Source organism: Amycolatopsis sp. NBC_00348 (assembly GCF_036114655.1).
Classification (GTDB): Bacteria; Actinomycetota; Actinomycetes; order Mycobacteriales; family Pseudonocardiaceae; genus Amycolatopsis.
Genome location: NZ_CP107994.1, coordinates 9,043,233 through 9,067,788, shown reverse-complemented (window position 1 = coordinate 9,067,788; position 24,556 = coordinate 9,043,233). Strand labels below are relative to the sequence as shown.

The window sequence follows — 24,556 nt, the reverse complement described above, 5'->3', positions numbered from 1 at the left end:
GGGGCCTTCGTTCCTCGTGTCCGTGGGGGCACTCGGATAACCAGCGGTCTTCGGTAGAACTGTCGGTAACTATAGCTGGTGGGTTTGACGGGCTTCGTTCGCCCCCTCCGCTGACCTGCGTTTAGGGCGGCTGGGGGTTCCTTCGCGTGCTCCGGAGGGCATCATGGTCACGTGGCGGAGCAGCGTGATGACGGAAAGCCGGGCGCGGAAGTCGAACCGGCGGGCTCGAACACGCCCGCTACACCGCCTTCTCCACCCTCGCCGCCTTCTCCGCCGCCGGTCGATCCGGCGGAGCTGGAGCAGTTCCGCCAGTTCCAGCAGTTCCAGGACTACCTGAGGTTCACCCAGACCCAGCAGGGCAACCAGCCGGCGCCACAACCTGGAGCGGGGCAGGTCCAGGCGCCCCAGGGCTACCCGGCCACGCAGTACTCAGGCGGCGGTCAGCCCCCGCTCCCGCCGGGCCCGTCACACGAACTCGTCCCGGCCGAACGCCGCCGACGTCCCGCACCGAAGTGGCTGACGTGGCTGGGCAAGAAGATCATCGCGTGGGTGCTGGCGTTCGTGGTCCTGGTGGTGGCGGGCACGTGGTTGTACAACCACTACTTCCCCAGCGACAAAGGCGAGGACACGCAGACCTTCGTGCAGCACGGAGGGGGCAAGTACCACACCAACCAGAGCCTGCCCACCGACCCGTTCCAAGCGGTACGCGGGATCTACGACGCGATCGGCAAGCCGGATTCACCGGAGAGCAAGGTCGACCACGTCTGTCTCCTGATGAGCAACGAGGCCCAGCTGCAGTTCGGCCGCGACCTCGGTTACCCGGACTGCGCTTCGGCCGTACCGGCCTTGAGCAGCGAGGTCACGGACATGAACTCCTACATCTACGCCGTGCGGCCCATCTCCAGCATGCTGATCCAAAGCCCGATGACCATTCACTCGTGCTGGTACAGCGTGCAGGGCGGACCGCTTCTGGGAAGCTTCACGCTCACCAAGGTGGAGCTGGGGCAGTGGCTGATCACCGGTCATTCCAACGACCCGGGCACGTGCCCCGCTCCCCCGACGGGGAATCGCTAGCGCGGGTGCGGGGCCGACAGGAACGACACCAAGGCCTCCGAGAACGCCGGGGTCATGACCGCCGTCATGTGGTCGCCCGGGATTCGGACCAGGCGCGCCCCGGCGATCGCCGCTGCCAGGCGTTCTGGTTCTGCTGCCAAGACGTCCTGGTCGCCCGCCAGTACCAGTGTCGGGACGCCGATGGCCGACAGGTCCACCACTCCCTCGCGCGACGCCAGTGCCACCGCCGCCAGGGCCTGGCGGTCGCCGCCAACGGCGTCGGCTAGTAGGCGGAAGGGGACTCCCGATGGTGGGACCGTGGTCGGATCCTCCGCCAGCAGGGCCGAGGCGATGTCGGCCGGCTTGACGACGCGTAGGTCCACCCCGCCGAAGTCGACGATGCCTGAGCCCACGCCGCCCGTTGCGAGGCTGCGGATGCGCTTGTCCGCCGCCGTGGCTGCCAGGGCGATGATCGCGCCCATCGAGTAGCCGACCATCGAGACCTCGTCGAGGGCCAGCTCGTCCAGCAACGCTGAGACGTCGCGGGCCATCGTCGTCTCGGTGTAGCGGGACTCGTCGTGCGGTTTCTCCGAGCGGCCGTGGCCGCGGGCGTCCAGGGAGATGACCGTGAGGCCGGCCTTGCGCAGCGCGGCGACGACGCCGGTGGCGATCCAGTTCGCGTTCGTGTCGGCGGCGAAACCGTGCTGCAGCAGCACCGGGCGGGCGGTGCCTTCGCCCTCCCACACGGTGTAGTTCAGCTGGAGCCCGTCGAACGACGCGAAAGTCGGCATGACGTCCATGAGACACGAAGAAAGGGCGCCCCCGCAGCAAGCGGGAGCGCCCTTTCCGGTGATGTCCGACTCAGACGTTCGCGTCCTCGGAGAGGAGGTTGCGAGTCCGCAGCGGGTCGACCGGGATGCCCGGGCCCATCGTCGTGGCGAAGGTGACCTTCTTCAGGTAACGGCCCTTCGCGGACGACGGCTTGGCGCGGAGGATCTCGTCCAGCGCCGCCGCGTAGTTCTCGACCAGCTTCTCGGTGTCGAAGGAAGCCTTGCCGATCACCAGGTGCAGGTTGGCCTGCTTGTCGACGCGGAAGTTGATCTTTCCGCCCTTGATGTCCTGGACCGCCTTGGTGACCGCGGGGGTCACGGTGCCGGTCTTCGGGTTCGGCATCAGGCCACGCGGGCCGAGGATGCGGGCGATGCGGCCCACCTTGGCCATCTGGTCCGGCGTCGCGATCGCGGCGTCGAAATCGAGCCAGCCACCCTGGATGCGCTCGATCAGCTCGTCGGTGCCGACCGCGTCGGCGCCGGCGGCTTCGGCCTCGGCGGCCTTGTCGCCGACCGCGAAGACGATGACGCGGGCGGTCTTACCGGTGCCGTGCGGCAGGTTCACGGTGCCGCGGACCATCTGGTCGGCCTTGCGCGGGTCCACACCGAGACGCATCGCGACCTCGACGGTCGCGTCCATCTTGGTCTTGGAGGTTTCCTTCGCCAGCTTCGCGGCGTCGAGAGGCGCGTACAGCCGCGCCTTGTCGATCAGCTCCGCAGCCTGGCGGTAAGCCTTGCTGTGCTTGGTCATGCTTCTGTCCTTAACTTCTCAAAACGGATCAGTGTGGTGACGAGCCGCACTGGGCTCTCCCACTGGAGCAGCGCGAAATCGCGCCGATTTCTGGACTGAGCGATTCGATCGGCCCCTCGGGCCGAGCGGATCGGGAGGGAAGAAATCGGCTTTGGGCGATTTCGCCGCCTCGACGGAGTCGAGGCAGAAGACTCAGACGACCGTGATGCCCATGGAGCGGGCGGTGCCGGCGATGATCTTCGCCGCCTGGTCGATGTCGTGCGCGTTGAGGTCGGACTCCTTGGTCTTCGCGATCTCGCGGACCTGGTCCCAAGTGACCTTGGCGACCTTGGTCTTGTGCGGCTCGCCGGAGCCCTTCTCGACACCAGCGGCCTTGAGCAGCAGGCGTGCGGCCGGCGGCGTCTTCAGCTTGAAGTCGAACGACCGGTCCTCGTACACGGAGATCTCGACCGGGACGACGTCCCCACGCTGCGACTCGGTCGCGGCGTTGTAGGCCTTGCAGAACTCCATGATGTTGACGCCGTGCTGGCCCAGAGCCGGGCCGACCGGCGGAGCGGGGTTGGCCGCGCCCGCCTTGATCTGCAGCTTGATGATCGCCGCAAGCTTCTTCTTCTTGGGTGGCATTTCTTTTCCTGTCCTGTACTACGTTCCCCGCGTACCTGCCGTGGACGTGGGGACTGCGACCGCGCGGCGGCCGTCAGATCTTGGAGACCTGCGTGAACGACAGCTCGACCGGGGTCTCCCGGCCGAAGATCGACACCAGGACCTTCAGCTTCTGCCCGTCGACGTTGACCTCGGAGATCGTCGCCGGCAGGGTCGCGAACGGGCCGTCCATGACCGTGACCGACTCGCCGATCTCGAAGTCGACCTCGACGGCCGGGCCACCGAGCGGGGCCGAGGCCGAGCCGGACTCGCCCTTGCCCTTGGCCGGGGCTTCGTTCTCGACCTTCGGGGCGAGGAACTTCAGCACCTCGTCCACGGTCAGCGGAGACGGCCGCGAGGTGGCGCCGACGAACCCGGTGACACCCGGCGTGTTGCGCACCGCGCTCCACGAGGCGTCGTTCAGGTCCATCCGGACCAGGATGTAGCCGGGCAGCACCTTGCGCTGCACCTGCTTGCGCTGGCCGTTCTTGATCTCGGTGACCTCTTCGGTCGGGACCTCGATCTGGAAGATGTAGTCCTCGACGTCCAGCGTCGTGGTGCGGGTCTCGAGGTTGGTCTTCACCTTGTTCTCGTACCCGGCGTAGGAGTGCACGACGTACCACTCGCCCGGCGCGGCCACCAGCTCGGCGCGCAGCGTGGCGACCGGGTCGTCGTCCGCCGCGGCGGGCTCGGCTTCGGCGCTCTCGGCGTCGGCGTCGTCCGCCACCTCGGCGGTTTCGGCCTCTGCGGAGTCGGCTTCCTCGGAGGCGGCTTCGTCGACCTCTTCGGCTTCGGGCACGTCGACGGGTTCCAGGTGCTCGGACTCCTCGTCACCGAGTGCCGCGTGCACCTGCTCGTCGGAAAGCTCGGTCAGCTCCTGACCGGCTGCTGTGCCGTTGTCGGAGGTCACGTTCCGTCCTCTCAGTTGATCATTGCCGGGGTCAGGCCGGGACCTGAAGCCCCATCGGCGCGCGCCGGGGCGCGTCAGCCGAATACGTGGCCGATGCCCCACTTGAACAGCAGGTCCAGGCCACTCACCAGGGCCACCATGAACACCACGAAGACCAGCACGACCGCGGTGTAGGTGACCATCTGCTTGCGGTTCGGCCAGATGACCTTGCGCAGTTCCGCCCACACCTCGCGGACGAAGCGCACCAGCCGCGCGAACACGGAGGCCTTCTTCGGCTTCTGGTCCCGCTTCGGGGTCGGAGCGCCCTTCGCGTCGGCGGACTTCTCCCCCGACTTCCCGGCCGGCCGCGCCTTGTCGTCCGCACGTGCCGCGGACTTGCCCGCCGGACGAGCGGTCGCGCGGCGTTCACGCCTGGCAGCGGCTGTGACCGGGCGGGACTGGCTCTCGGGCTTCGACCCGGTGCCGTCCTGCTCCTGCTCGCCGCCGCTGGCGTCGCTGTCGCTCACGACCACTCCTTCGCTCCACCAGTTCCGTTACGCAGGGGTGACAGGACTTGAACCTGCAACCTGCGGTTTTGGAGACCGCTGCTCTGCCAATTGAGCTACACCCCTGTGAGGTCCCGATCGCTCGGGGCCCCCGTGGACGCCTTCCAGCATCCCCACCATCCAGGCGGGGATGACCGTAGTGCTTTCCAAGTCCCGAAGTCTACGGCAACCCTCGGGAGAGTCCGCAACCGCGCCCCCCGAGCGACCGCCGAACCCCGGTCGGCCGGCGGGAAACTCCCCGCCGACCTGGTGATCATGCCAGGATGTCCGCCATGACGAGCAACCCGGAGTCCCGCTCACCGGTGAGCGGGACGCGACTCGGGCTCGCCCTGCCCCAGTACGGCGCCCTCGCCGATCCCGCCGCCGTCGCGCGCTTCGCCGTCGCCGCGGAGGAACTCGGCTTCGGCTCGCTGTGGGTCGGCGACCGGATCCTGACGCCGCTCGAGCCGTCCGATCTCTACCCGGGCGGCGGAACGCCGGAGCACCCGTACCCGGAGGAGTTCAAGACCTTCGCCGACCCGTTCACGACGCTGGCGACGGCGGCAGCGGTGACGGACACGGTCCGCTTGGGCATGAGCGCCCTGACCGGCCCGGTCTATTCCCCCGTCCTGCTCGCCAGGGCGCTGACCTCGCTCGACCTCGCCAGCGCGGGACGGCTGGACGTCGGCTTCGGGCTCGGCTGGCTGCGCGAGGAGTACTTCGCGACGGGCGTGCCGTGGGCGGGCCGGGGCGAGCGGCTCGACGCGGTGCTCGACGCGCTCGACGCGATCTGGACCGGTGACCCGGTGGCGCACGAAGGACCGCAATGGCGGATCGCGCCGTCGACGGTCGGCCTGCGCCCGGCGCAGGATCCGCGGCCACCGGTGCTGCTCGGCGGCTTCGCGCCACCGGCGCTGGCCCGCATCGGCCGCCGCGCGGACGGCTGGCTGGCCGGCTGGATGCCCCGGCAGTACCTCAAGGCCCTCTGGACGGTGGCGCTCGAAACGGCCGAAAAAGCCGGCCGGGACCCCGGCACCTTGCGGCGGGTACTGCGGATCAACCCGCGCGCGGGCACCGGGGTCGAGTCGGTCGCGGACGTCCTGCCGTGCCTGGACGTGGCCCGCGAAGAGGGCATCACGGAGGTGCTGGTCGACCTGCACTACGTCGCGAAGGACGTCGACCACGCACTGGAGCTGGCCGGCGAACTGGCCGGCTGAGCCTCAGGCCGCTCAGGCCCCCTCAGGACTCGCTGTCGGCGAGCGTGGCGAGCGCCTGCGCCTTGGCCGCGAACTTCCAGTTGGCGAGGTCGCGGATCGTCTTGATCTTCAGCTCGGCGAGCAGCTCGTCGTGCTTCGGCGTGAGCCCCTCGAGCGCGGACGGCGGGGCGTCCAGCAGCTCCTTGATCGACTTGTCCTCGTAAGCCTTGTCGACGAGCTTGTTCAGGTTCAGGGCCACAGCGCTTGCCTGCCTTTCCTCGGTTCGACTTGTTCAGCGGGGCCCACCCTCGCTGTGATCCTCGTCGCACGCAAGTGTCGATCCCTCGTTCAGGTTCACCCACCCAAAGGCCAGTTAGTTCTAGTACAGTTAGAACTATGCTCGTACGGATCGATCCGAGTTCGACCGTCCCGCTCTTCGAACAGGTGGCGGGTTCCCTCCGCCGCGCCCTCGCCGCGGGCAGCCCGGCGCAGGGCGACCAGCTGCCGCCGGCCCGCGAGCTGGCGACGTCGCTCGAGATCAACGTCCACACCGTGCTGCGGGCGTACGCGCTGCTGCGCGACGAAGGCCTCATCGACCTGCGAAGACGGCGTGGTGCCGTCGTGCTCGGCGGCGCGCCGTCGCGGGCCCGGCTCACCGAGCTGGTCGCGGCCGTGGTCGACGAGGCGAAGCGTGCGGGCGTCGGCCTGGACGAGCTCACCGGGGTGATCAAGGAGAAGTACTCATGACCAAGCTGATCCGGGTCCTGATCGCGACGGCCGTGCTGCCGGGCGCGGTGCTGGCCGTCGTCGCCGTGCTCGCGAACGCGTGGGCGGACCGGCTGCCCGACCCCATCGCGACGCACTGGAACGACGGGCCCGACAACGCCAGCTCCCTGGGCCTGTTCGTCACCGTCTGCCTGGTGCTCGGCGTGGTCGTGACCGTGGTCGTGGTGCTGATCGCCGTCGTCGGGCTGCGCAACGAGCGGCCGCTGCCACGTCCTGCTATCGGGCTGGGTGCTGGGCTCGCCGCGATGCCGTCCGCCGTCCTGGTGTCGACGCTCCTGCTGAACCTCGACGCGCCGGACTGGCACGCGGCACGAGGGGGCGCTCTGGTCCTGCTCTTCCTGCTGGGTGTGGCCGCGCTCGGCGTCGTGGCGGCGTTCGTCGGCGGCCTGCCCACACCGGCCCGCGAGCACCGGACCGGGGCGAACCGGCCGAGCGTCGGGCTCCGGCCGGGGCAGCGGGCGTTCTGGTCGGGCCGGGCGGCCAACCCGGCGATGCTCTGGGCGCTGCTGGCGATCCCCGGCGCGATCGCGTTCCTGCCCGCCGGGCTCCCGTGGCCGACGGCCGTCTGGATCGGCTTCGTCGGCGCGGTGGTCGCGGCGTTGACGTACCGGCTGCGGGCGAAGGTGGACGGCACGGGCGTGACGATCCGCTTCGGCCTCCTCGGCTTCCCGTGGCGGCACCTCGAGCTGAGCGACATCCGCGAGGCCACCGTGCGCGAACTGACGACGTTCGGCGACGGCGGGCTCGGCCTGCGCTTCAACGCGGTCACCGGCACGACGGCGTACAAGGTGCGCGGCGGCCCGGCGCTGGAGCTGACCTTGGCGAACGGCCGGACCGTGCTGGTGAGCGTCGACGACCCGGAGACCGGCGCCGGCCTGGTGAACGACCTGATCGCCCAGGGCGTCACCCGGATTGACTAGGTGCACCGGCGACGGCGGCCGGTAGAAACGGACGAGTGGCGAAAAAGAGCGGTGGGGGCGGCTGCCTCGTGGTCGTGCTCGTGGTCGGGTTGCTGATCTTCGGGTACTACAAGTGGCAGCACGGCTCGTCCGCCGCGCCGCCGGACGGCGCGGACACCGGCGGCGGCAGCGGCCGCTACGTGGCCCTGGGGGACTCGTACACGTCTTCGCCGCGCACCGGCGGGCAAGCGGGCCAGCCGGCGGGCTGCGAGCGCACGGACGACAACTACCCGCACCTCGTGACGGCGAAGGTGAAGCCGGCCGAGTTCGCCGACGTCAGCTGCGGCGGCGCGACGACCGCGAGCCTGAGCAGCACGCAGAAGACGTCGAACGGCTCGAACCCGCCCCAGCTGGACGCCGTCAACGGGAAGACCACGCTGGTGACGCTCGGGATCGGCGGCAACGACGTCGGCTTCCTGGGGATCGCGCCGTCCTGCGCGACGGCGCACCCGTCGGCGTCACCCTGCAAGGACAAGCTGACCGCGGGCGGGCACGACCAGATCGCCGAGCGGATCGCGAGCACCGCGCCCAAGGTGGGCGCGGTGCTCGACAAGATCCACGCGAAGGCGCCGCAGGCGAAGGTGATCGTGGTCGGCTACCCCACGGTCCTCCCGGACGGCGACGGCTGCTGGCCCGTGCTGCCGTTCGGCTCAGGCGACGTCGCGTACTTCCGCGACGGGCTCGCCGACCTGAACTCGATGCTCGAGGACCAGGCGAAGTCCCACCGCGCGGGCTTCGCCGACACCGCGACGCCCGGCAAGGGCCACGACGTGTGCGCCGACTCGGACAAGCGCTGGGTGGAGGGCCTGCTGCCGGCGTCGCCCGCCGCGCCGATGCACCCCAACGCGCGCGGCGAGCAGGGCATGGCCGACGTCGTGGTGACCTTGCTGAAGCTGCCTTAGCGGTCAGACGCGCACGAGGACCTGCGGCTTGCCCAGCACGGTCTTGCCGTCGGACTTCACCACGAGGTCGATGCGGGCGATGCCGTCGTCCTGCAGCGCGCCGACCTTGCCGGTGATCTCCACCAGCGCGCCTTCCGGGGTGTTCGGGACGACCACCGGGCGCGTGAAGCGGGCGCTGAAGTCGACCAGGCGGCCCGGGTCGCCGAGCCAGTCCGTCACCACGCGGCCGGACACGGCCATCGTGAGCATGCCGTGCGCGATGACGTCGGGGAGGCCGACGTCCTTCGCGAACGCCTCGTTCCAGTGGATCGGGTTGAAGTCGAGCGCCGCGCCGGCGTAGCGGACCAGCTGGTCGCGGGTGATCCTGACTTCGAGGGCGGGCAGTTCGTCGCCGACGTTCACGCGGCCTCCCCCCGCACCACGAGCTGCGCGCGCGTGGTGGCGATGTGCGCGCCGGCGCTGTCGGTGATCTCGGCGCGCAGGTTGATGAAGTCGTTGCCGGCCCGGGCCATGATCCGGTCGATGTGCGTCGTCAGCAGCAGCGTGTCCCCGGCGTGTGCCGGGCGGCTGTAGGAGAACTGCTGGTCGCCGTGCACCATCCGCGAGTAGTCGAGGCCGAGCTCGGGGTCGGTGACGATCGAGTTGATCGAGGCGAGGTTGATGATCGTGAGGAACGTCGGGGGCGCGATGACGTCCGGGTGGCCGGCGGCGCGCGCGGCCTCCGGGTCCCGGTAGACCGGGTTCTGGTCACCGATCGCGTCGGCGAACTCCCGGATCTTCTCCCGGCTCACTTCGTAGCTGGTCTGCGGCGGGTAAACCCGTCCGGTGAACGACTCGTCCAAGGGCACGCCGACGAGGCTACCAACAGCAAAGAGCCGCCCCGGTGGTCCAGGGCGGCTCTTCGAAGCTGGTGCGAACGCGCTACGCGGTCAGCGGGTTTCCTTGTGCGTCCGGTGCGTACCGCAGTTCGGGCAGAACTTCTTCATCTCCAGGCGATCCGGGTTGTTGCGCCGGTTCTTCTTGGTGATGTAGTTGCGGTGCTTGCACTCTTCGCACGCCAGCGTGATCTTGGGTCGCACGTCGGTGGCAGCCACAGCGTTTCCTTCTCTCTCAGGTCCCGGGGCGAGCCCCAGTCGTTACCGCGTAGCGGTGGCCGGACTTGAACCGGCGACACAGCGATTATGAGCCGCTTGCTCTGCCAACTGAGCTACACCGCCCTGACATGCCCAACCCCGGGGGTCCAGGGGGCGTAGCCCCTTGGCGGGGGTCTGGGGGTTCGACCCCCAGATGGACACCGCGAAGCGAGCCAGGCTCGGGATTTCTCCGAGCATAGCTCGCCTGATCGCGGAGCCCCTTTACGGAATCGAACCGTAGACCTTCTCCTTACCATGGAGACGCTCTGCCGACTGAGCTAAAGGGGCCTGGCCTCTCGCGAGGACTTGGAAAGATTACCAAGTCCCGTCACCCCGTCGTGCAACCGGGGTCCCGAAAGAGCAAAACCTCAGGTCAGCAGGGTCAGGACGGTCTCCGAGTGCCGCCCCGGCGAGCGCGCGGTGCGGGCCTGCAGCCACGCCTCCAGGCGGTCCTCCGGCAGCGGCCGCGAGATGAGGTAGCCCTGGGCGACGTCGCAGCCCATCGCCTCGAGCTGGTCGCGCGCGACGTCCTCTTCGACGCCTTCCGCGACCACCGTCAGGCCCAGCGAGTGGCCCAGCTCGACGATCGAGCGCACCACGGCCAGATCGCCGAGGTCGGTGCCCATGCCGAGGACGAAGCTCTTGTCGATCTTGACCTGGTCCACCGGCAGCTGCCGCAGGTAGGCCAGCGACGAGTAACCGGTGCCGAAGTCGTCCACCGCGAGCGTGATGCCCAGCGAGTGCAGCTCGCGCAGGATCGGCAGCGCCTTCTGCGGGTCGGACATCACGCCGGACTCGGTCAGCTCGAACGTCAGCAGCTCGGGCGGGATGCCGACGCGGTCCAGCTCGCGGGCCACCTTGTTCGGGAAGTCCTCGTCGGCCAGGTTGCGCACCGACAGGTTGACCGCCACCGAGATCCGCAGGCCCTCGTCGAGCCACTTGCGGCAGCGCTTCAGCGCCTCGCCGAGCACGAACGACGTCAGCACGCCGATCAGGCCGGCCGCCTCGATGGCCGGGACGAACTCGTCCGGGCCGAGCCGGCCGAACTCCGGGTGCACCCAGCGGACCAGCGCCTCGACGCCGGCCACCTGGCGGTTCGGCAGGGTGATCTTCGGCTGGTAGTGGACGCTGACCTGGCCGTCTTCGAGGGACTGCCGGAACTGCGTGACCATCTGGAAGCGGCGCAGGAAGATCTGGCCCATGCTCGGCACGTAGCCGCGGACCTCTTCACCGCCCTTGGTAGCGCGAACAGCGACGTCGGCGCGCTGCAGCAGGCCTTCGATGTCGACGGCGTCGCCGGTTTCCTCCGCGGACGTCGTCGCGTAGCCGATCATCGCGTTGGCCTCGACCGAAAGCCGGTCCACCGGGTACGGCGCGGACAGCTCTTCGCGCAGCCGCTCGGCCGCCTGGTGGGCGTCCTCCGGCGGGGTGCCGACGAGCAGCGCCGCGAACGACGCGCCTTCGAGCCGGGCCAGCGGGACGTCGGGGCCGAGCGCGTCGCGGATGCGGCGGCCGGCGGCGATGACCATCCGGTCGGCCCAGGCGTAGCCCAGCGCGTCGGAGACGGTCGAGAAGACGTCGAGGTCGATCCGCAGCACGACGGCGTTCGCGAAGTCCCGCAACGGTTCCTTCGCCACCTGCCGGAAGCCCGGCCGGTTGAGGTGCCCGGTGAGCGGGTCGTGGTAGGCGTCGTGGCGCAGGGTCGCGAGCAGCCGCCGGTTGTCCAGCGACGTCGCGAGGTGGCTGGCCATCGTGCCGAGCAGCTGGACGTCGTACTTGCCGAAACCACGCCAGCGGGACAGCCGGTCGTGCGCCTCGACGACGCCGAGCAGCTGGTTCGCGCTGCGCAGCGGGACGACGAGCGCCTCCTGCGCGCCGCGGTCGAGCAGCGCCGCGCGGACGTCGGGGTTGGCCTCGGTGATCCGGAAGTGCCGGACGTGCGCGCCGGGCAGGCGCAGCAGCGGGTCGTCGGCGCCCGGGTCGGCGGCCGGCAGGTCGTCGCCCGCGACGACCACGCGCATGGTGTCCTTCGGCTCCAGCCGCAGCCGCAGCACGACGCGGCCGGCGGCGAGCTGGTCCTTGATGCGCTCGGCGATCGTCGCCCACTCGCGGACGTCGACGCCGCCGACGAGCTCGTCCGCGCGGCTGGCCGGGCGCGCCGCGGCCTGCTGGCCGGAGCGGGCGACCATCAGGCTGACGTCCGAGAGCGCCTCCATGTCCCGCTGCTCGCGCAGCAGGTCGGAGTAGGCCCAGTACAGCGCGGTGAGGCCGAGGAAGACGGCGAGCACCAGCGGCCACGCCTTGGGCGTGTTCGAGATGACGAGGTAACCGGAGAGGCCGACCGACGCGTTGACGAACCCGACGACCAGGATCCGCGCGGTGAGCCGGACGGCGGTGCTCACGCGCATCCGGCGGCGCAGCACGCGCACCGCGGCCAGCGCGAGCAGCGTGCTGACGAGCGGCGCGGTCAGCGTGCCGGCGAGCGCGGCGACCCACGGGATCTCGCTGCCCGCACCGGCGCCGACGGCCACCTTCACCAGGCCGGCGACCGCGAAGGCGCCGGTGATCTCGAGCAGGAACGCGCCCGCGTTGTAGAGGACGCGGCCGGCGACCTTCCGCGCGAGCAGCGTGCCGATGCCCGCGACCAGGTGCGCGGCCAGCACGACCTCGAACGGCGCGATGAAGAAACCGATGACGAGCGGGATCTCGGTGAAGGAGATGGTCCACGAGATGCCGCTGCGGACGTCGACGTTGATGCCGAGCTGTTCGGCGAGCAGGAACGCGACCGCGAGGACCGGGCCGATCCACAGCAGCTTGCTGTCCCAGTGGAACGGCAGCCACGAGCCGACCGCGAACGCGGCGACGAGTCCCAGGCTCAGTACCGCGAAGGTGTAGGCGCGGAACCGGCGTTCGTCGGTCCGTGCCTCGGCGGAGGCCACGGGGAGCGGCGCGGTCGCGGGACCGCCCGGCCCGGGCTGCGCCACGGCGTCGCCGTGCGCGTTGGTCTCCGGCATCCGTTCTTCCCTCCCGGATTGCCCACCGGTCCTGATCCGTGACGTCAGGTGTGGACAAGGGCCATACCGTACCCCGTAGGGCGTACTCATGTCCCTTTCGAGACAGTAGGAGATCACCCCAGGGTTAACAATGCCTCGATAGCGCTGACCTGCGTGGACCAAGGGGTGAAACATCAGGTATCCCCTATCCCCGAGGCACCCTCTACGCATTCCGGGCCGGTTAGCGCTTCAATGTGCCCCATGCACAGCGATGTGATTGCCACCGAGCACGCGACGCGGCTCGCGGCGGTGGACCCCCTCCTCCCCGGCTCCTCCCCCTTCGAGAGCACCGAAAACGCGGTGGTGCTGGACGTCGACCTCGGCGACTCGGCCGCCACCGGGCGCGCGTCCCGCGTCCAGGTGGACCGCGACGCCCCCAACGCGCCGTGGCGCGCGCTCACCGAGCACCGCCTCGACCTCCAGCTGGCGGGTCCGCAGCCGGCCGCCGCGCTCGACGCCCTCCTCACCCGATGGGATGAACATCTGCGCGCGGTCGCCGAACCGGGCGACACCGAGACCGCCGCGGTCCTCCCGCGGGCCAGCCGGGACGCCGCCGGCACGCGCGAAATGCTGCACCACGGCTTCGCGCCGCTGCGCGTGGTCGCGGTCCGCCCGGCCGACCGGATGATCCCGGAGGGCCCGCGCGGCACCCCGGGCGTCAAGATCCGCCGGGCCGAGCCCGGCGACCTCGACACCGCGGTGGCGCTGGGGATGGAGCTGCACTCCTTCGACGCCCAGTACGGCACGGTGAACCTGCGCTCGGGCGTCGAGGACATCCTGGCCAAGGACCTCGCCGAGCAGCTCAACCGGCCGGAACCGCCGTTGTGGATCGCCGAGCTGTACGGCCGGGCGCTCGGCATGGTGAACGTCCAGCACCCGGGCGAGACCGGCTGGATCAGCGACCGCGTCAAGGCCGAGCGCGTCGGCTACCTGTCGTCCTTGGCCGTCGCCGAGGCGGCGCGGTCCTCCGGTGTCGGTACCGCGCTGTCGGCCCACGCCCACCAGGTGCTCGACGAGGAGGGCACCGACGTCGTCCTGCTGCACCACGCCGCGGCGAACCCGCTTTCGACGCCGTTCTGGTACGCCCAGGGCTACCGGCCGCTGTGGACGTATTGGCAGCGTCGCCCAGCCGTTCGGTGAACTACTGGCGGATTACCGGTCGCACTCCGTCCTTATAGGCTGGCGCCAGGACTCGAGGGATGGGGAGCCGAAGTGAACGAGCGGGACGCCGCGCCCAGAGCACCCGAGGGCGTCGACACGGAGAAGCCGTCCGCGGCCCGGATCTACGACTGGTACCTCGGCGGTACCCAGAACTGGGCCGTGGACCGCGAGTTCGGGCGGCGCGTCGAACAGCAGTGGCCGCTCGTGCGCCCCGGCTCCAAGCAGAACCGCGAGTTCATGAACCGCGCCGTGCGCGCGGCTCTCAAGGCCGGGATCCGCCAGTTCGTCGACCTCGGCTCCGGTGTCCCCACGGCCGGCAACGTCCACGAGGTCGTCGAGGCCGAGCTGCCGGACGAGCACGACGCGACGGTCGTCTACGTCGACTACGAGCCGGTAGCCGTCGCCCACGCGACGCTCATCCTCGAAGAGGAGGCGGCGACCGACTGGGCCGGCATCGTCCAGGCCGACATGCGTGACGCCAAGGCCGTGCTGCGCGCGGAAGAGACGAAGCGGCTCATCGACTTCTCGAAGCCGGTCTGCGTGCTGATGATGGCGGTGCTGCACTTCGTCGGCCCGGACGACGACCCGCACGGCCTGCTCAAGGCGTACCGCGACGCGCTCGCGCCGGGCAGCTGGCTGGCGATCTCGCAGATGAGCGAGGGTGACGGCGAAGGTGAGTCGCTGGCCGGGCTGCGGTGGTTCGTCGAGCAGTACCGGAAGACGAGCAACCCGGTGTGGCTGCGCACCCGCGAGGAGATCGTGCCGCTGTTCGGCGACTGGCCGATCCTGGAACCGGGCGTCGTGCACCTGCCGGACTGGCGGCCCGACCGGAAGCTGAACGTCCTGGAAGCCGAAGCCCGCCCGTACGCGTGGTGCGGTATCGCGGAGAAGCCGCTCGGATGAGCGAAAACGCGCCGATCGCACCCGCCGGGGTGGACACGGAGAAGCCGTCCGCCGCGCGCGTCTACGACTGGTACCTCGGCGGCAACCACCACTGGGCGGTCGACCGCGAGTTCGGCCGCCGCGTGGAGAAGGTGTGGCCGCTGATCCGGCCGATCTCGCGGCAGAACCGGGCGTTCATGAACCGCGTCGTCTCGGCCGCGATGGACGCCGGCGTCCGCCAGTTCGTCGACCTCGGCTCCGGTGTGCCGACCGCGGGCAACGTGCACGAGATCGTCCGGGAGCTGCTGCCCGACGGCGAACGCGCGTCGGTGGTCTACGTCGACTACGAGCCGGTGGCGGCCGCGCATTCCCGGCTGATCCTGGAGAAGGAAGACGCGACGGACTGGGCGGGCCTGGTCGAGCGCGACATCCGGCGGCCCGCGGAGATCTTCGCGGACGACGTCGTGTCGGACCTGATCGACTGGTCGCGGCCGGTGTGCCTGCTGATGATCACGGTGATGCACTTCGTCGGCCCCTCGGACGACCCCGACGGCCTGATGGCGACGTACCGGGCGAAGCTGGCGCCGGGCAGCTGGCTGGCGCTGACGCACGGCACCTGCCGCGACGACGCCCCACCGGCCCGCGCGGCCGAGGTGAAACGATTCATCGAGGCCTACCGCGCCACGACGAACCCCGCGTGGCTGCGCACGGCGGAAGAACTGCTCCCCTGGTTCGGCGGCTGGCCGCTCTTGCCGCCGGGGATGACATCGTTGCCGGACTGGCGCCCCGACGAGCGTCCGACGGTGCTGGATCTGGAGACGCGGCCCTTCGCCTGGTGCGCCGTTGCGCGCCGCCCGAGCCTCTGAACTGCGCTTTCCCTCGGCGCCGGACACGGCTCGGACTCGACGAGGCGCACACACGCCTGCTCTGACGACCTCTCTTCGCCGCGACCTGCCGCGACCTGCGCCGGGCGAGCGCAGACCCTCGATCCGCCCTGGTCGTCTCGGCACCGGACGTGACCTCCTCCGCTCACGTACGGGCGGCTCGCGCACGTCGGCGGGAGCGGTCTCGCCGCACCCGTCCGCGGCCCACGATCTCCGGCGGGCAGGCCGGTCCACGCGACCGGTCACCGTCCTTGATCGCCGCCCGAGTCTCTGACCTGCGCTTTCCCTGATCGCTGTGGGCGAACGCACCATCGGAAACAAACACACCCATCGGAGAGTTGAGCAAGGCAGACTCAACTACCCGAGGAGTGCACATGTCCGACACCCGCCTCCTGCCCGTGCTCCCGCTCGATGACGACGTCGTGCTGCCGGGCATGGTCGTCCCGCTCGACCTCACCGACACCGAGACGCGGGCCGCGGTGGAGTCCGCCCAGGCCGGCACGCCCAGCCAGGCGTCCTTCCCCGGCATCCGGTCGACCGGCACCGCCAAGGCCGAAGTCCTGATCGTGCCGCGCGTCCACGGTGAGTACGCCGAGTACGGCACCGTCGCGACCGTCGAGCGCATCGGGCGCGTGCCCGGTGGCAAGGCCGCCGTCCTGCTGCGCGGGACCGCCCGCGCGCTCGTCGGCCGGATGGCCGACGGTCCCGGCGCCGCCCGCTGGGTGCACGCCGAGGACGCCCCCGAAACCACCGGCGACCAGACCGCGAAGCTCGCGGCCGAGTACAAGGCCGTCGTCATCTCGATCCTCCAGCAGCGCGGCGGCTGGCAGCTGATCGACGCCGTCCAGCAGGTCGAGGACCCGTCCGCGGTCGCCGACCTGTCCGGCAACGCGCCGTACCTCGACACCGACCAGAAGGTCGAGCTGCTCACCACGCTCGACGTCACCGCCCGCCTGGAGAAGGCGCTCGAGTGGAGCAAGGAGCACCTGGCCGAGCTCGAGGTCACCGACACGATCCGCAAGGACGTCTCCGAAGGCATGGAGAAGCAGCAGAAGGAGTTCCTGCTGCGCCGCCAGCTCGAAGCGATCCGCAAGGAGCTGGGCGAGCTCGACGGCAGCACCGACGACACGGACTACCGCGCCCGCGTCGAAGGCGCCGAGCTGCCCGACGCCGCGAAGAAGGCCGCGCTGGCCGAGGTGGACAAGCTGGACCGGACGTCCGAGCAGTCCCCCGAGGGCGGCTGGATCCGCACCTGGCTGGACACCGTCCTGGAGCTGCCCTGGAACGAGCGCACCGAGGACGTCTACGACATCGCGGCCGCGCGGGCGGTCTTGGACGCGGACCACGCGGGCCTGGACGACGTCAAGGAACGCATCATCGAGTACTTGGCCGTCCGGAAGCGTCGCGCGGAGTCGGGTCTCGGCCCGGTCGGCGGACGTCGTTCCGGCGCGGTGCTCGCCCTCGCGGGCCCTCCCGGGGTCGGCAAGACGTCGCTGGGTGAGTCCGTCGCGAAGGCCATGGGCCGCAAGTTCGTCCGGGTCGCCCTCGGCGGCATCCGCGACGAGGCGGAGATCCGCGGCCACCGCCGCACCTACGTCGGCGCGCTGCCCGGCCGGATCGTCCGCGCCATCAAGGAAGCCGGCTCGATGAACCCGGTCGTGCTGCTCGACGAGATCGACAAGATCGGCGCCGACTACCGCGGCGACCCGACCGCGGCGCTGCTCGAAGTGCTGGACCCGGAACAGAACCACACGTTCCGCGACCACTACCTCGAGGTCGAGCTGGACCTGTCCGACGTCGTGTTCCTGGCGACGGCCAACGCCCTGGAGACCATCCCCGGCCCGCTGCTGGACCGGATGGAACTGGTGACGCTGGACGGCTACACCGAGCACGAGAAGGTCACCATCGCCCGCGACCACCTGCTCCCCCGCGAGCTGGAGCGCGCCGGCCTGAGCACGGACGACGTCGCGCTGACCGACGCCGCGTTCAGCCGGATCGCCGCGGAGTACACCCGCGAGGCGGGCGTGCGCGCCGCGAACCGCACGATCGCGAAGGTGCTGCGCAAGATCGCGACGAAGGTGGCGCTGGACCAGGCCACCCTGCCGCTCACGATCGACGATGCCGACCTACCGGACTACCTCGGCCGGCCGCGCCACCTGCCGGAGTCGTCGCTGCCCGCGTCGACCCAGCGGACCGCGACCCCGGGTGTGGCCACGGGCCTGGCGGTGACGGGGGCCGGCGGTGACGTCCTCTACATCGAGGCGTCGCTGGCGGACCAGGAGTCCGGCGCGTCCGGGCTGCAGCTGACCGGCCAGCTCGGCGACGTGATGAAGGAGTCCGTCCAGATCGCGCTGTCCTACCTGCGCTCGCACGGCGCGGAGCTGGAACTGCCGGTCGGCGACCTGAAGAACCGCGGCATCCACGTCCACGTCCCCGCGGGCGCGGTGCCCAAGGACGGCCCGTCGGCCGGCGTCACGATGACGACGGCGCTGGCGTCGCTGCTCTCGGGCCGCGTCGTCAAGGCGGACGTCGCGATGACCGGCGAGGTGTCCCTGACCGGACGCGTCCTGCCGATCGGCGGCGTCAAGCAGAAGCTGCTGGCGGCCCACCGCGCGGGGATGAAGACGGTGATCATCCCGCAGCGCAACGAGCCGGACCTGGACGACGTCCCGGCCGAGGTGCTGTCCCAGCTGGACGTCCACGCGGTGGCGAACGTCCGCGAGGTCCTCGACCTCGCCCTGACGCCGGCTTCGACGCCGGTCGCCCAGGCGGCGTAACCCCGAACGCCGCCACAGAACGGCCGGTTTCCCTGTCCCCCAAGGGAAACCGGCCGTTTCCCTATATCCGGACCGGGGCGGTCGACTCGCGTTCGACCAGCGAGACGTCGATCGTCACCGGGTGCTTCGGGCGTTCGCTCTTCTCGATCGAGTCCATCAGGATGGACACCGCCGTTGATGCCTTGCGGGCGATGTCCTGCGACACCGTCGTCAGCCTCGGTGTGACGTAGTTGCAGAGGTCGAGGTCGTCGAAGCCGACCACCGAGATGTCCTCCGGGACGCGCGCACCCGCCTCGGTCAGGCCGTGGACGATGCCGACCGCGAGGATGTCCGCCGTCGCGAACAGCGCCGTCATGCCGGGGTGGCGATCCGCGAGAGCTAGGCCCAGGTCGTGGCCTTCGGCGTACGTCGTGTTGACCGTCTCCACCAGGTCCGGCCGGGCGACGCCGGCGTCCGCGAACGCCTGGCAGAAGCCCTCGAAGCGTTCGTGGACCACGCCTACGCCGCTGAAGGCCGGGCCGGCGAACAGGATGCGGCGGTGGCCGAGGTCCAGGAGGTGCCGGGCCGCGAGGCGGGCGCCCGCGAAGTCGTCCGAGCGCGTGCCCGTCGTGAGGCGGTTCGCCGAGTAGCTGTCGATCGCGACGACGTGGACCGCGCCGATCGTCTTCTTCGTCAGGTTGCCGACCTCCTCGTCGAGGAAACCCAGCAGGATCGCGCCGTCGAGGCTCCACGACCGCAGGGCCTCGGCGACCTCGTCCGGGTGGGCGACGCCGCGCAGCAGCAGGTGGTAGCCGTACTTGCGCAGCTCGCGCTCGATCAGGCCGACGATCGCCATGGTGTGCGGGCTGATCATCAGGCTGTCCTCGTCGGCGGCCGGCACCAGCAGGCCGACCAGCCGCGACGCCTTCGTCGCGAGGCTGCGCGCCGACGCGCTCGGGACGTACCCCAGCTCGGCCGCGATGCGCTGGACCTTCTCGATGGTCCCGGGTGAGACGCGCGCGCGGTTGCCGTTCATCACGTTCGACACGGTCATCATGCTCACGCCCGCCTGCTCGGCGACCTCCCGCAGCGTGACGCGCACCCTCGGACTCCTCTCGCTCACCCCGGGCCCCAAGGTTACGGGACCGGCCGTTGACAAGCGGCCGGGGACGACATTACCGTCTATCGAGGTATAGCGCTAAACCTAATCGCTGCGGACCTGGGTCCGCACCCTTCGCCGCGCTCCGGAAACCGTTGAGCCAGAACGGGAGTCCCGTGACCACCGACCTCTCGACCAGCCCGCTGACCACACCCGCCGAGCAGGCGGCACCGTGGTGGCGCGGTGCCGTCATCTACCAGATCTACCCCCGCAGTTTCGCCGACGGGAACGGCGACGGCACCGGTGACCTCGCCGGCGTCCGCGCCCGCCTGCCCCACCTCAAACGCCTCGGCGTGGACGCCATCTGGTTCACGCCCTGGTACTCCTCGCCGCTGGCCGACGGCGGGTACGACGTCGCCGACTACCGCGTCATCGACCCGGCGTTCGGCACCCTCGACGAGGCCGAACAGCTGATCGCCGAAGCCGCCGGGCTGGGCATCAAGACCATTGTGGACATCGTCCCCAACCACGTCTCGGACCAGCACGAGTGGTTCCGGGCCGCACTGGCCGCCGGGCCGGGATCGCCGGAGCGCCAACGGTTCTGGTTCCGCCCGGGCCGCGGCGAGCACGGCGAGCTGCCGCCGACGGACTGGGAGTCCAGCTTCTCCGGCGGCACCTGGACGCGCACCACGAACCCGGACGGCACGCCCGGCGACTGGTACCTGCACCTGTTCGCGCCCGAGCAGCCGGACCTCAACTGGAACCACCCGGACGTCCGCGCCGAGCACGAGCGCGTGCTGCGCTTCTGGTTCGACCGGGGCGTCGCGGGCATCCGCATCGACTCCGCGACCATGCCGGTCAAGGACCCGATGCTGCCCAACGAGGTGACGCCGGACGCGCACCCGTTCGTCGACCGCGACGAGATCCACGACATCTACCGCGGCTGGCGGGCCGTCGCCGACTCCTACGCCGAGCCGCGGGTGCTGGTCGGCGAGGTCTGGCTGGCCGACCCGCACCGCTTCGCCCGCTACCTGCGGCCGGACGAGATGCACACGGCGTTCAACTTCGACTTCATGATGCGCCCGTGGGACGCCGGCGAGCTGCGCACGGCAATCGTGTCCACTTTGGACGCCCACGGCCCGGTCGGCGCGCCGCCGACGTGGGTGCTGTCCAACCACGACGTCACCCGCGCGGCCACCCGCTACGGCCGGGAAGACAGTTCGTTCGGCTTCGTGGGCCGGGCCTTCGGCATCCCCACCGACCTGGCGAAGGCGCAGCGCCGGGCCCGCGCGGCCGCGCTCCTGTCGGCGGCCCTGCCCGGCTCGCTCTACGTCTACCAGGGTGACGAGCTGGGCCTGCCCGAGGTCGAGGACCTGCCGCTGGACGTCCTGCAGGACCCGATGCACTTCCGCTCCGGCGGCACCGACCCCGGCCGCGACGGCTGCCGCGTCCCGCTGCCCTGGACGTCCGACGCGGACAGCGCGTTCGGGTTCGGTGCCGGAACCCCGTGGCTCCCCCAGCCGGCGAACTGGGGTGACTACTCGGTCGAGCGGCAGGACGGCGATCCGCGGTCGATGCTGACGCTCTACCGCACCATGATCGCGCTGCGCCGGGCCGAACCGGCGTTGCGTGGGGAGGAGTTCGCCTGGGCGGGCGAAAACCGCGACGACGTCCTCGCCTTCCGCCGTGGCGACGACCTGCTCTGCCTGGTCAACTTCGGGGAAACCCCGATCGACCTGCCGTCCCACCTCGAAGTCCTGCTCGTCAGCGAAGAGCCGGCCGACTCCCAGTTGCCCACCGACACAGCCGTCTGGCTGCGAGTCTGAAACCCCGCGTCGAAAACCGCTAGGAGTGACGATGAAGTCCTCGAAGATCGCCGCGGTGTGCCTGTGCGCCGCCGCCGCGCTGACCGCCTGTTCCGGTGGCGACGCCACCACCACCGCCGACGGCAAGACCGTCGTCAAGGTGTCCATCGAACCGGGCCTCGACCAGGGCGCGGTCGCCGCGTTCAACACCCGGGTCACGCAGTTCGAAACCGCGAACCCGAAGATCGACCTGGTCCCGCAGGAGTTCAAGTGGGACGCGACGACGTTCACCGCGCAGCTGGCGGGCGGCACGCTCCCCGACGTCCTGACCATGCCGTTCACCGACGGCCGCGGCCTGATCGAACGCCGTCAGCTCGCCGACATCAGCGGCCTGGTCGACCAGCTGCCGTACGCGAAGAAGTTCAACCCCGAAGTCGCGAAGGCCGGTTCGGCCGACGACGGCAAGATGTGGGCCGTCCCGATCGCCGCCCACGGCCAGGCGCTGCACTACAACCGGACGCTGTTCAAGCAGGCCGGCCTCGACCCGGACAAGCCACCGTCCACTTGGGACGAGATCCGCGCGGACGCGAAGCAGATCGCCGGGAAGACCGGCCAGGCCGGCTACGCCCAGCTGACCACGGACAACACCGGCGGCTGGATCCTCGCCACGCTCGACTACGCCTTCGGCGGCCGCACCGAGCAGCTGGCCGGCGACAAGGCGACCGCGACGCTGAACACGCCGCAGATGGCCCGCGCGCTGCAGACCATCCACACCATGCGCTGGGACGACAACAGCATGGGCGCCAACTTCCTCTACGACTGGAACGGCATCAACCAGGACTTCGCCGCCGGCCGGATCGGGATGTACGTCTCCGGCGGCGGCAACTACGGCTCGCTGAAGGCGCAGAACGCGATCAAGGCGGACGACTACGGCGTCACGGCCCTTCCCCTGGACGGCCCGAACGCCGGTGTCCTCGGCGGCGGCACGCTCGCCGGCGTCAACGCCAAGGCGAACGACGCCGTCAAGGCCGCGGCCGTGAAGTGGATCGACTTCTACTACCTGAGCAAGCAGGCCGACCAGGCCGCGGCCGTCGCCGACGCGAAGGCGACCGCGGACTCCGGTGAAGCCGTCGGCTCCCCCGAGCTGCCGGTGTTCGACAAGGCGACCTTCGACCAGCGGCTGGGCTGGATCGCGCAGTACGTCAACGTGCCGGTGAAGCAGATGACGCCGTACACGGACAAGATGTTCGGCCAGCCGCTGATCCCGGAGCCGACGCGGTCCACCCAGCAGGTCTACGGCCTGCTCGACCCGGTGGCGCAGAAGGTCCTGACCGACCGCGGCGCGGACATCCCCGCCCTGCTGGCCGACGCGCAGACGCAGGCCCAGGCGTTGCTGGACAAGCCGTGACGCTCACGGCGGCCCGGCCGGCGGTCACCACCCGCCGCCCGGCCCGGGCCCGCCGCCGGCGCACCCCGATGACGTGGGTGCGCGGCGGCGGCCTCGGCACGGTCCTGTTCCTGCTGCCGATGCTGGCCGTGTTCGGGCTGTTCTCGTGGCGGCCGATCGGTCAGGCCGTCGTGATGAGCTTCCAGCAGACGAACCTCGTGTCCGACCCGGTGTTCGTCGGGCTCGACAACTATCGCGCTGTCCTCAGCGACCCGCAGCTGTGGAACGCCGTCGGCAACACGCTGTGGTTCGCCGTGCTCGCGCTGCTGCTCGGCTACCCGATCCCGCTCGTCGCCGCGGTGCTGATGAGCGAGGTCCGCCGGGCGAAGGGCCTCTACAGCGCGCTGGCCTACCTGCCGGTGGTGATCCCGCCGGTGGTGGCCGTGCTGCTGTGGAAGTTCTTCTACGACGCGAGCCCGAACGGCGTGTTCAACACCGTGCTGGGCGCCGTCGGGATCAGCCCGGCGCCGTGGCTGCAGTCGGCGTCAACGGCGATGTTCTCGCTGGTCGCGGAGGCGACGTGGGCCGCGGCCGGCGCCACGATCATCATCTACCTCGCCGCACTGACCAGCGTCCCGCCCGAGCAGTACGAGGCGGCCGAGATCGACGGCGCGTCGGTCTGGGGCAAGGTCTGGCACGTCACGCTGCCGCACCTGCGCGGCGTCCTGCTGATCACGTTCATCCTGCAGATCGTCGGCACCGCGCAGGTGTTCCTCGAGCCGTTCCTGTTCACCGGCGGCGGCCCGGCGCGCTCGACGACCACGATCCTGCTGCTCGTCTACGACTACGCCTTCGCCGACAGCCTCGGCGGCGACTACGGCGCCGCGACCGCGTTGAGCGTCCTGCTCGCCCTGGTCCTGGGCTTGTTCTCCGCCGTGTACTTCCGCCTCACCCGCTCCTGGAGCAAGTCATGACGCGCGCCCTGCTCTCGCCGTCGGACTGGCGGCGGCCCGCCGTCCGCCGCACGACCCGCACCCTGCACGCTTTGTTGCTCGCGGCCCTGTTCCTGGCCGGCCTGGGTCCGATGCTGTGGCTGGCGAAGGCGGCGGTCACGCCGACGCAGGACACGCTGCGCGACCCGCTGGCCCTGTGGCCGCACGGGATCGACTTCGCCAACCTCTCGACGGCGTGGACGCGCGTGCAGATCGACAAGTACTTCCTCAACACCGTGTGGGTCGCCGCCGGGTCGTGGCTGGTGCAGCTGATCGTCGCGACGACGGCCGGGTTCGCGCTGTCGGTGCTGCGCCCGCGCTACCGGAAGGTGCTCACCGGCGTCGTCCTGGCGACGTTGTTCGTGCCGGCCGTCGTGCTGCTGGTACCGCTGTACCTGTCGATGGTCGACTTCTCGCTGATCAACTCGTTCTGGGCGGTCTGGCTGCCTTCGGGCGCCAGCGCGTTCAACATCCTTCTGGTGCAACGGTTCTTCGACAACCTCCCGCGTGAGGTGTTCGAAGCCGCTCGCGTCGACGGTGCGGGCCCGCTGAGGCTGTTCTGGTCGGTCGTGCTGCCGATGTCACGGCCGATCCTCGGCGTCGTCTCGGTGTTCGCGATCGTGGCCGCCTGGAAGGACTTCCTGTGGCCGATGCTGGTGCTGCCCGACCCGGCGGTCCAGCCGCTCTCGGTCCGGCTGCCGGCGTTGCAGAAGTTCGTCGAGCTGGACGTCTTCCTCGCCGCTTTGGCTATTTCGACGGTCATCCCCGTCGTGCTGTTCCTCGTGTTCCAGCGGATGTTCCTGCGCGGCAACGCCTTGAGCGGAGCCGTCAAGGGCTGACTCTCTTGTTGG

At 70.4% G+C, this 24,556-nt stretch carries 24 protein-coding genes and 3 tRNA genes; 13 read left to right on the top strand and 14 right to left on the bottom strand.

Annotation, left to right across the window (positions count from 1 at the left end; genetic code table 11):
• Nucleotides 1-171: 171 nt before the first annotated feature.
• Nucleotides 172-1,074, top strand: coding sequence for a hypothetical protein (locus OHS58_RS40690; RefSeq protein ID WP_328645889.1), 903 nt, complete (start codon nucleotides 172-174; stop codon nucleotides 1,072-1,074).
• On the opposite strand, the gene OHS58_RS40685 is transcribed toward OHS58_RS40690, so the two are convergent.
• The 6 genes from OHS58_RS40685 to OHS58_RS40660 form a co-directional block, all read right to left on the bottom strand.
• Complete coding sequence (locus OHS58_RS40685) at nucleotides 1,071-1,844, bottom strand: alpha/beta fold hydrolase (protein ID WP_328645888.1); 774 nt, start codon at nucleotides 1,842-1,844, stop codon at nucleotides 1,071-1,073. The two genes, OHS58_RS40690 and OHS58_RS40685, sit on opposite strands and share 4 nt — an antisense overlap.
• A 70-nt stretch (nucleotides 1,845-1,914) precedes the next feature.
• Entirely contained in the window at nucleotides 1,915-2,634 is a 720-nt protein-coding gene (gene rplA, locus OHS58_RS40680; RefSeq protein WP_326945995.1) for a 50S ribosomal protein L1, read from the bottom strand.
• Between the two features lie 192 nt (nucleotides 2,635-2,826).
• A complete protein-coding gene (rplK, locus tag OHS58_RS40675) occupies nucleotides 2,827-3,258 on the bottom strand; it encodes a 50S ribosomal protein L11 (RefSeq protein WP_155548843.1) in 432 nt (143 codons plus the stop codon).
• A 73-nt stretch (nucleotides 3,259-3,331) separates the two neighbouring features.
• Complete coding sequence (gene nusG / locus OHS58_RS40670) at nucleotides 3,332-4,186, bottom strand: transcription termination/antitermination protein NusG (protein ID WP_326956098.1); 855 nt, start codon at nucleotides 4,184-4,186, stop codon at nucleotides 3,332-3,334.
• Nucleotides 4,187-4,260: 74 nt separating this feature from the next.
• Nucleotides 4,261-4,698, bottom strand: coding sequence for a preprotein translocase subunit SecE (gene secE, locus OHS58_RS40665; protein ID WP_247060469.1), 438 nt, complete (start codon nucleotides 4,696-4,698; stop codon nucleotides 4,261-4,263).
• 26 nt (nucleotides 4,699-4,724) lie between these two features.
• Nucleotides 4,725-4,797, bottom strand: a tRNA-Trp gene (locus tag OHS58_RS40660).
• 206 nt (nucleotides 4,798-5,003) lie between these two features.
• Here OHS58_RS40660 and OHS58_RS40655 point away from each other — a divergent pair.
• Entirely contained in the window at nucleotides 5,004-5,927 is a 924-nt protein-coding gene (locus OHS58_RS40655; RefSeq protein ID WP_326945993.1) for a TIGR03619 family F420-dependent LLM class oxidoreductase, read from the top strand.
• A gap of 22 nt (nucleotides 5,928-5,949) precedes the next feature.
• Here the strand turns inward: OHS58_RS40655 and OHS58_RS40650 are convergent, their stop codons facing one another.
• A complete protein-coding gene (locus tag OHS58_RS40650) occupies nucleotides 5,950-6,165 on the bottom strand; it encodes a hypothetical protein (RefSeq protein WP_326956101.1) in 216 nt (71 codons plus the stop codon).
• A 137-nt stretch (nucleotides 6,166-6,302) separates the two neighbouring features.
• Between OHS58_RS40650 and OHS58_RS40645 the strand changes: the two genes are divergently transcribed.
• The 3 genes from OHS58_RS40645 to OHS58_RS40635 are packed head-to-tail and all read left to right on the top strand — an operon-like array spanning nucleotide 6,303 to nucleotide 8,553.
• A complete protein-coding gene (locus OHS58_RS40645) occupies nucleotides 6,303-6,653 on the top strand; it encodes a GntR family transcriptional regulator (protein WP_326945991.1) in 351 nt (116 codons plus the stop codon).
• Nucleotides 6,650-7,612, top strand: coding sequence for a hypothetical protein (locus OHS58_RS40640; protein WP_328645887.1), 963 nt, complete (start codon nucleotides 6,650-6,652; stop codon nucleotides 7,610-7,612). The genes OHS58_RS40645 and OHS58_RS40640 overlap by 4 nt, the downstream gene beginning before the upstream one ends.
• A 35-nt stretch (nucleotides 7,613-7,647) precedes the next feature.
• Nucleotides 7,648-8,553 (top strand): SGNH/GDSL hydrolase family protein, encoded by a 906-nt coding sequence (locus OHS58_RS40635; RefSeq protein WP_326956103.1) that lies wholly within the window; start codon nucleotides 7,648-7,650, stop codon nucleotides 8,551-8,553.
• 3 nt (nucleotides 8,554-8,556) lie between these two features.
• Here the strand turns inward: OHS58_RS40635 and OHS58_RS40630 are convergent, their stop codons facing one another.
• From OHS58_RS40630 to OHS58_RS40605, 6 genes are all read right to left on the bottom strand, one after another.
• Entirely contained in the window at nucleotides 8,557-8,955 is a 399-nt protein-coding gene (locus tag OHS58_RS40630; RefSeq protein WP_247060461.1) for a MaoC family dehydratase, read from the bottom strand.
• The gene (locus OHS58_RS40625) at nucleotides 8,952-9,401 is read right to left on the bottom strand and encodes a MaoC family dehydratase N-terminal domain-containing protein (RefSeq protein ID WP_326945988.1); all 450 of its coding nucleotides are present in this window, start codon (nucleotides 9,399-9,401) and stop codon (nucleotides 8,952-8,954) included. Before OHS58_RS40625 ends, OHS58_RS40630 begins: the two co-directional genes overlap by 4 nt.
• 81 nt (nucleotides 9,402-9,482) lie before the next feature.
• A complete protein-coding gene (rpmG, locus tag OHS58_RS40620; RefSeq protein WP_005152047.1) occupies nucleotides 9,483-9,647 on the bottom strand; it encodes a 50S ribosomal protein L33 in 165 nt (54 codons plus the stop codon).
• A 50-nt stretch (nucleotides 9,648-9,697) separates the two neighbouring features.
• Nucleotides 9,698-9,770: transfer RNA gene (locus tag OHS58_RS40615), tRNA-Met, on the bottom strand.
• A 131-nt stretch (nucleotides 9,771-9,901) separates the two neighbouring features.
• A tRNA-Thr gene (locus OHS58_RS40610) sits at nucleotides 9,902-9,974 on the bottom strand.
• An 80-nt stretch (nucleotides 9,975-10,054) separates the two neighbouring features.
• Nucleotides 10,055-12,700, bottom strand: coding sequence for a putative bifunctional diguanylate cyclase/phosphodiesterase (locus tag OHS58_RS40605; RefSeq protein ID WP_326945987.1), 2,646 nt, complete (start codon nucleotides 12,698-12,700; stop codon nucleotides 10,055-10,057).
• 240 nt (nucleotides 12,701-12,940) lie between these two features.
• Here OHS58_RS40605 and OHS58_RS40600 point away from each other — a divergent pair, with 240 nt between their 5' ends.
• From OHS58_RS40600 to lon, 4 genes are all read left to right on the top strand, one after another.
• Complete coding sequence (locus OHS58_RS40600) at nucleotides 12,941-13,879, top strand: GNAT family N-acetyltransferase (protein ID WP_326945986.1); 939 nt, start codon at nucleotides 12,941-12,943, stop codon at nucleotides 13,877-13,879.
• 72 nt (nucleotides 13,880-13,951) lie between these two features.
• Nucleotides 13,952-14,803, top strand: a complete 852-nt coding sequence (locus OHS58_RS40595) for an SAM-dependent methyltransferase (RefSeq protein ID WP_328645886.1) — start codon at nucleotides 13,952-13,954, stop codon at nucleotides 14,801-14,803.
• Nucleotides 14,800-15,648, top strand: coding sequence for an SAM-dependent methyltransferase (locus tag OHS58_RS40590; protein ID WP_328645885.1), 849 nt, complete (start codon nucleotides 14,800-14,802; stop codon nucleotides 15,646-15,648). Before OHS58_RS40595 ends, OHS58_RS40590 begins: the two co-directional genes overlap by 4 nt.
• A gap of 392 nt (nucleotides 15,649-16,040) precedes the next feature.
• Entirely contained in the window at nucleotides 16,041-18,443 is a 2,403-nt protein-coding gene (gene lon / locus OHS58_RS40585; RefSeq protein ID WP_328645884.1) for an endopeptidase La, read from the top strand.
• 61 nt (nucleotides 18,444-18,504) lie between these two features.
• Here lon and OHS58_RS40580 read toward each other — a convergent pair whose 3' ends face one another.
• Nucleotides 18,505-19,524, bottom strand: a complete 1,020-nt coding sequence (locus OHS58_RS40580; protein WP_328645883.1) for a LacI family DNA-binding transcriptional regulator — start codon at nucleotides 19,522-19,524, stop codon at nucleotides 18,505-18,507.
• Between the two features lie 173 nt (nucleotides 19,525-19,697).
• Here OHS58_RS40580 and OHS58_RS40575 point away from each other — a divergent pair, with 173 nt between their 5' ends.
• From OHS58_RS40575 to OHS58_RS40560, 4 genes are read left to right on the top strand one after another with little or no spacing between them, the layout of a single operon-like run.
• Complete coding sequence (locus OHS58_RS40575) at nucleotides 19,698-21,347, top strand: glycoside hydrolase family 13 protein (protein WP_328645882.1); 1,650 nt, start codon at nucleotides 19,698-19,700, stop codon at nucleotides 21,345-21,347.
• 31 nt (nucleotides 21,348-21,378) lie between these two features.
• Nucleotides 21,379-22,734, top strand: coding sequence for an ABC transporter substrate-binding protein (locus OHS58_RS40570; RefSeq protein ID WP_328645881.1), 1,356 nt, complete (start codon nucleotides 21,379-21,381; stop codon nucleotides 22,732-22,734).
• Nucleotides 22,731-23,687, top strand: a complete 957-nt coding sequence (locus tag OHS58_RS40565) for a carbohydrate ABC transporter permease (RefSeq protein WP_328645880.1) — start codon at nucleotides 22,731-22,733, stop codon at nucleotides 23,685-23,687. The genes OHS58_RS40570 and OHS58_RS40565 overlap by 4 nt, the downstream gene beginning before the upstream one ends.
• Nucleotides 23,684-24,544 carry a carbohydrate ABC transporter permease gene (locus OHS58_RS40560; RefSeq protein WP_328645879.1) on the top strand — a complete coding sequence of 287 codons (861 nt, stop codon included), beginning with the start codon at nucleotides 23,684-23,686 and terminating at the stop codon, nucleotides 24,542-24,544. The genes OHS58_RS40565 and OHS58_RS40560 overlap by 4 nt, the downstream gene beginning before the upstream one ends.
• Nucleotides 24,545-24,556 lie beyond the last annotated feature (12 nt).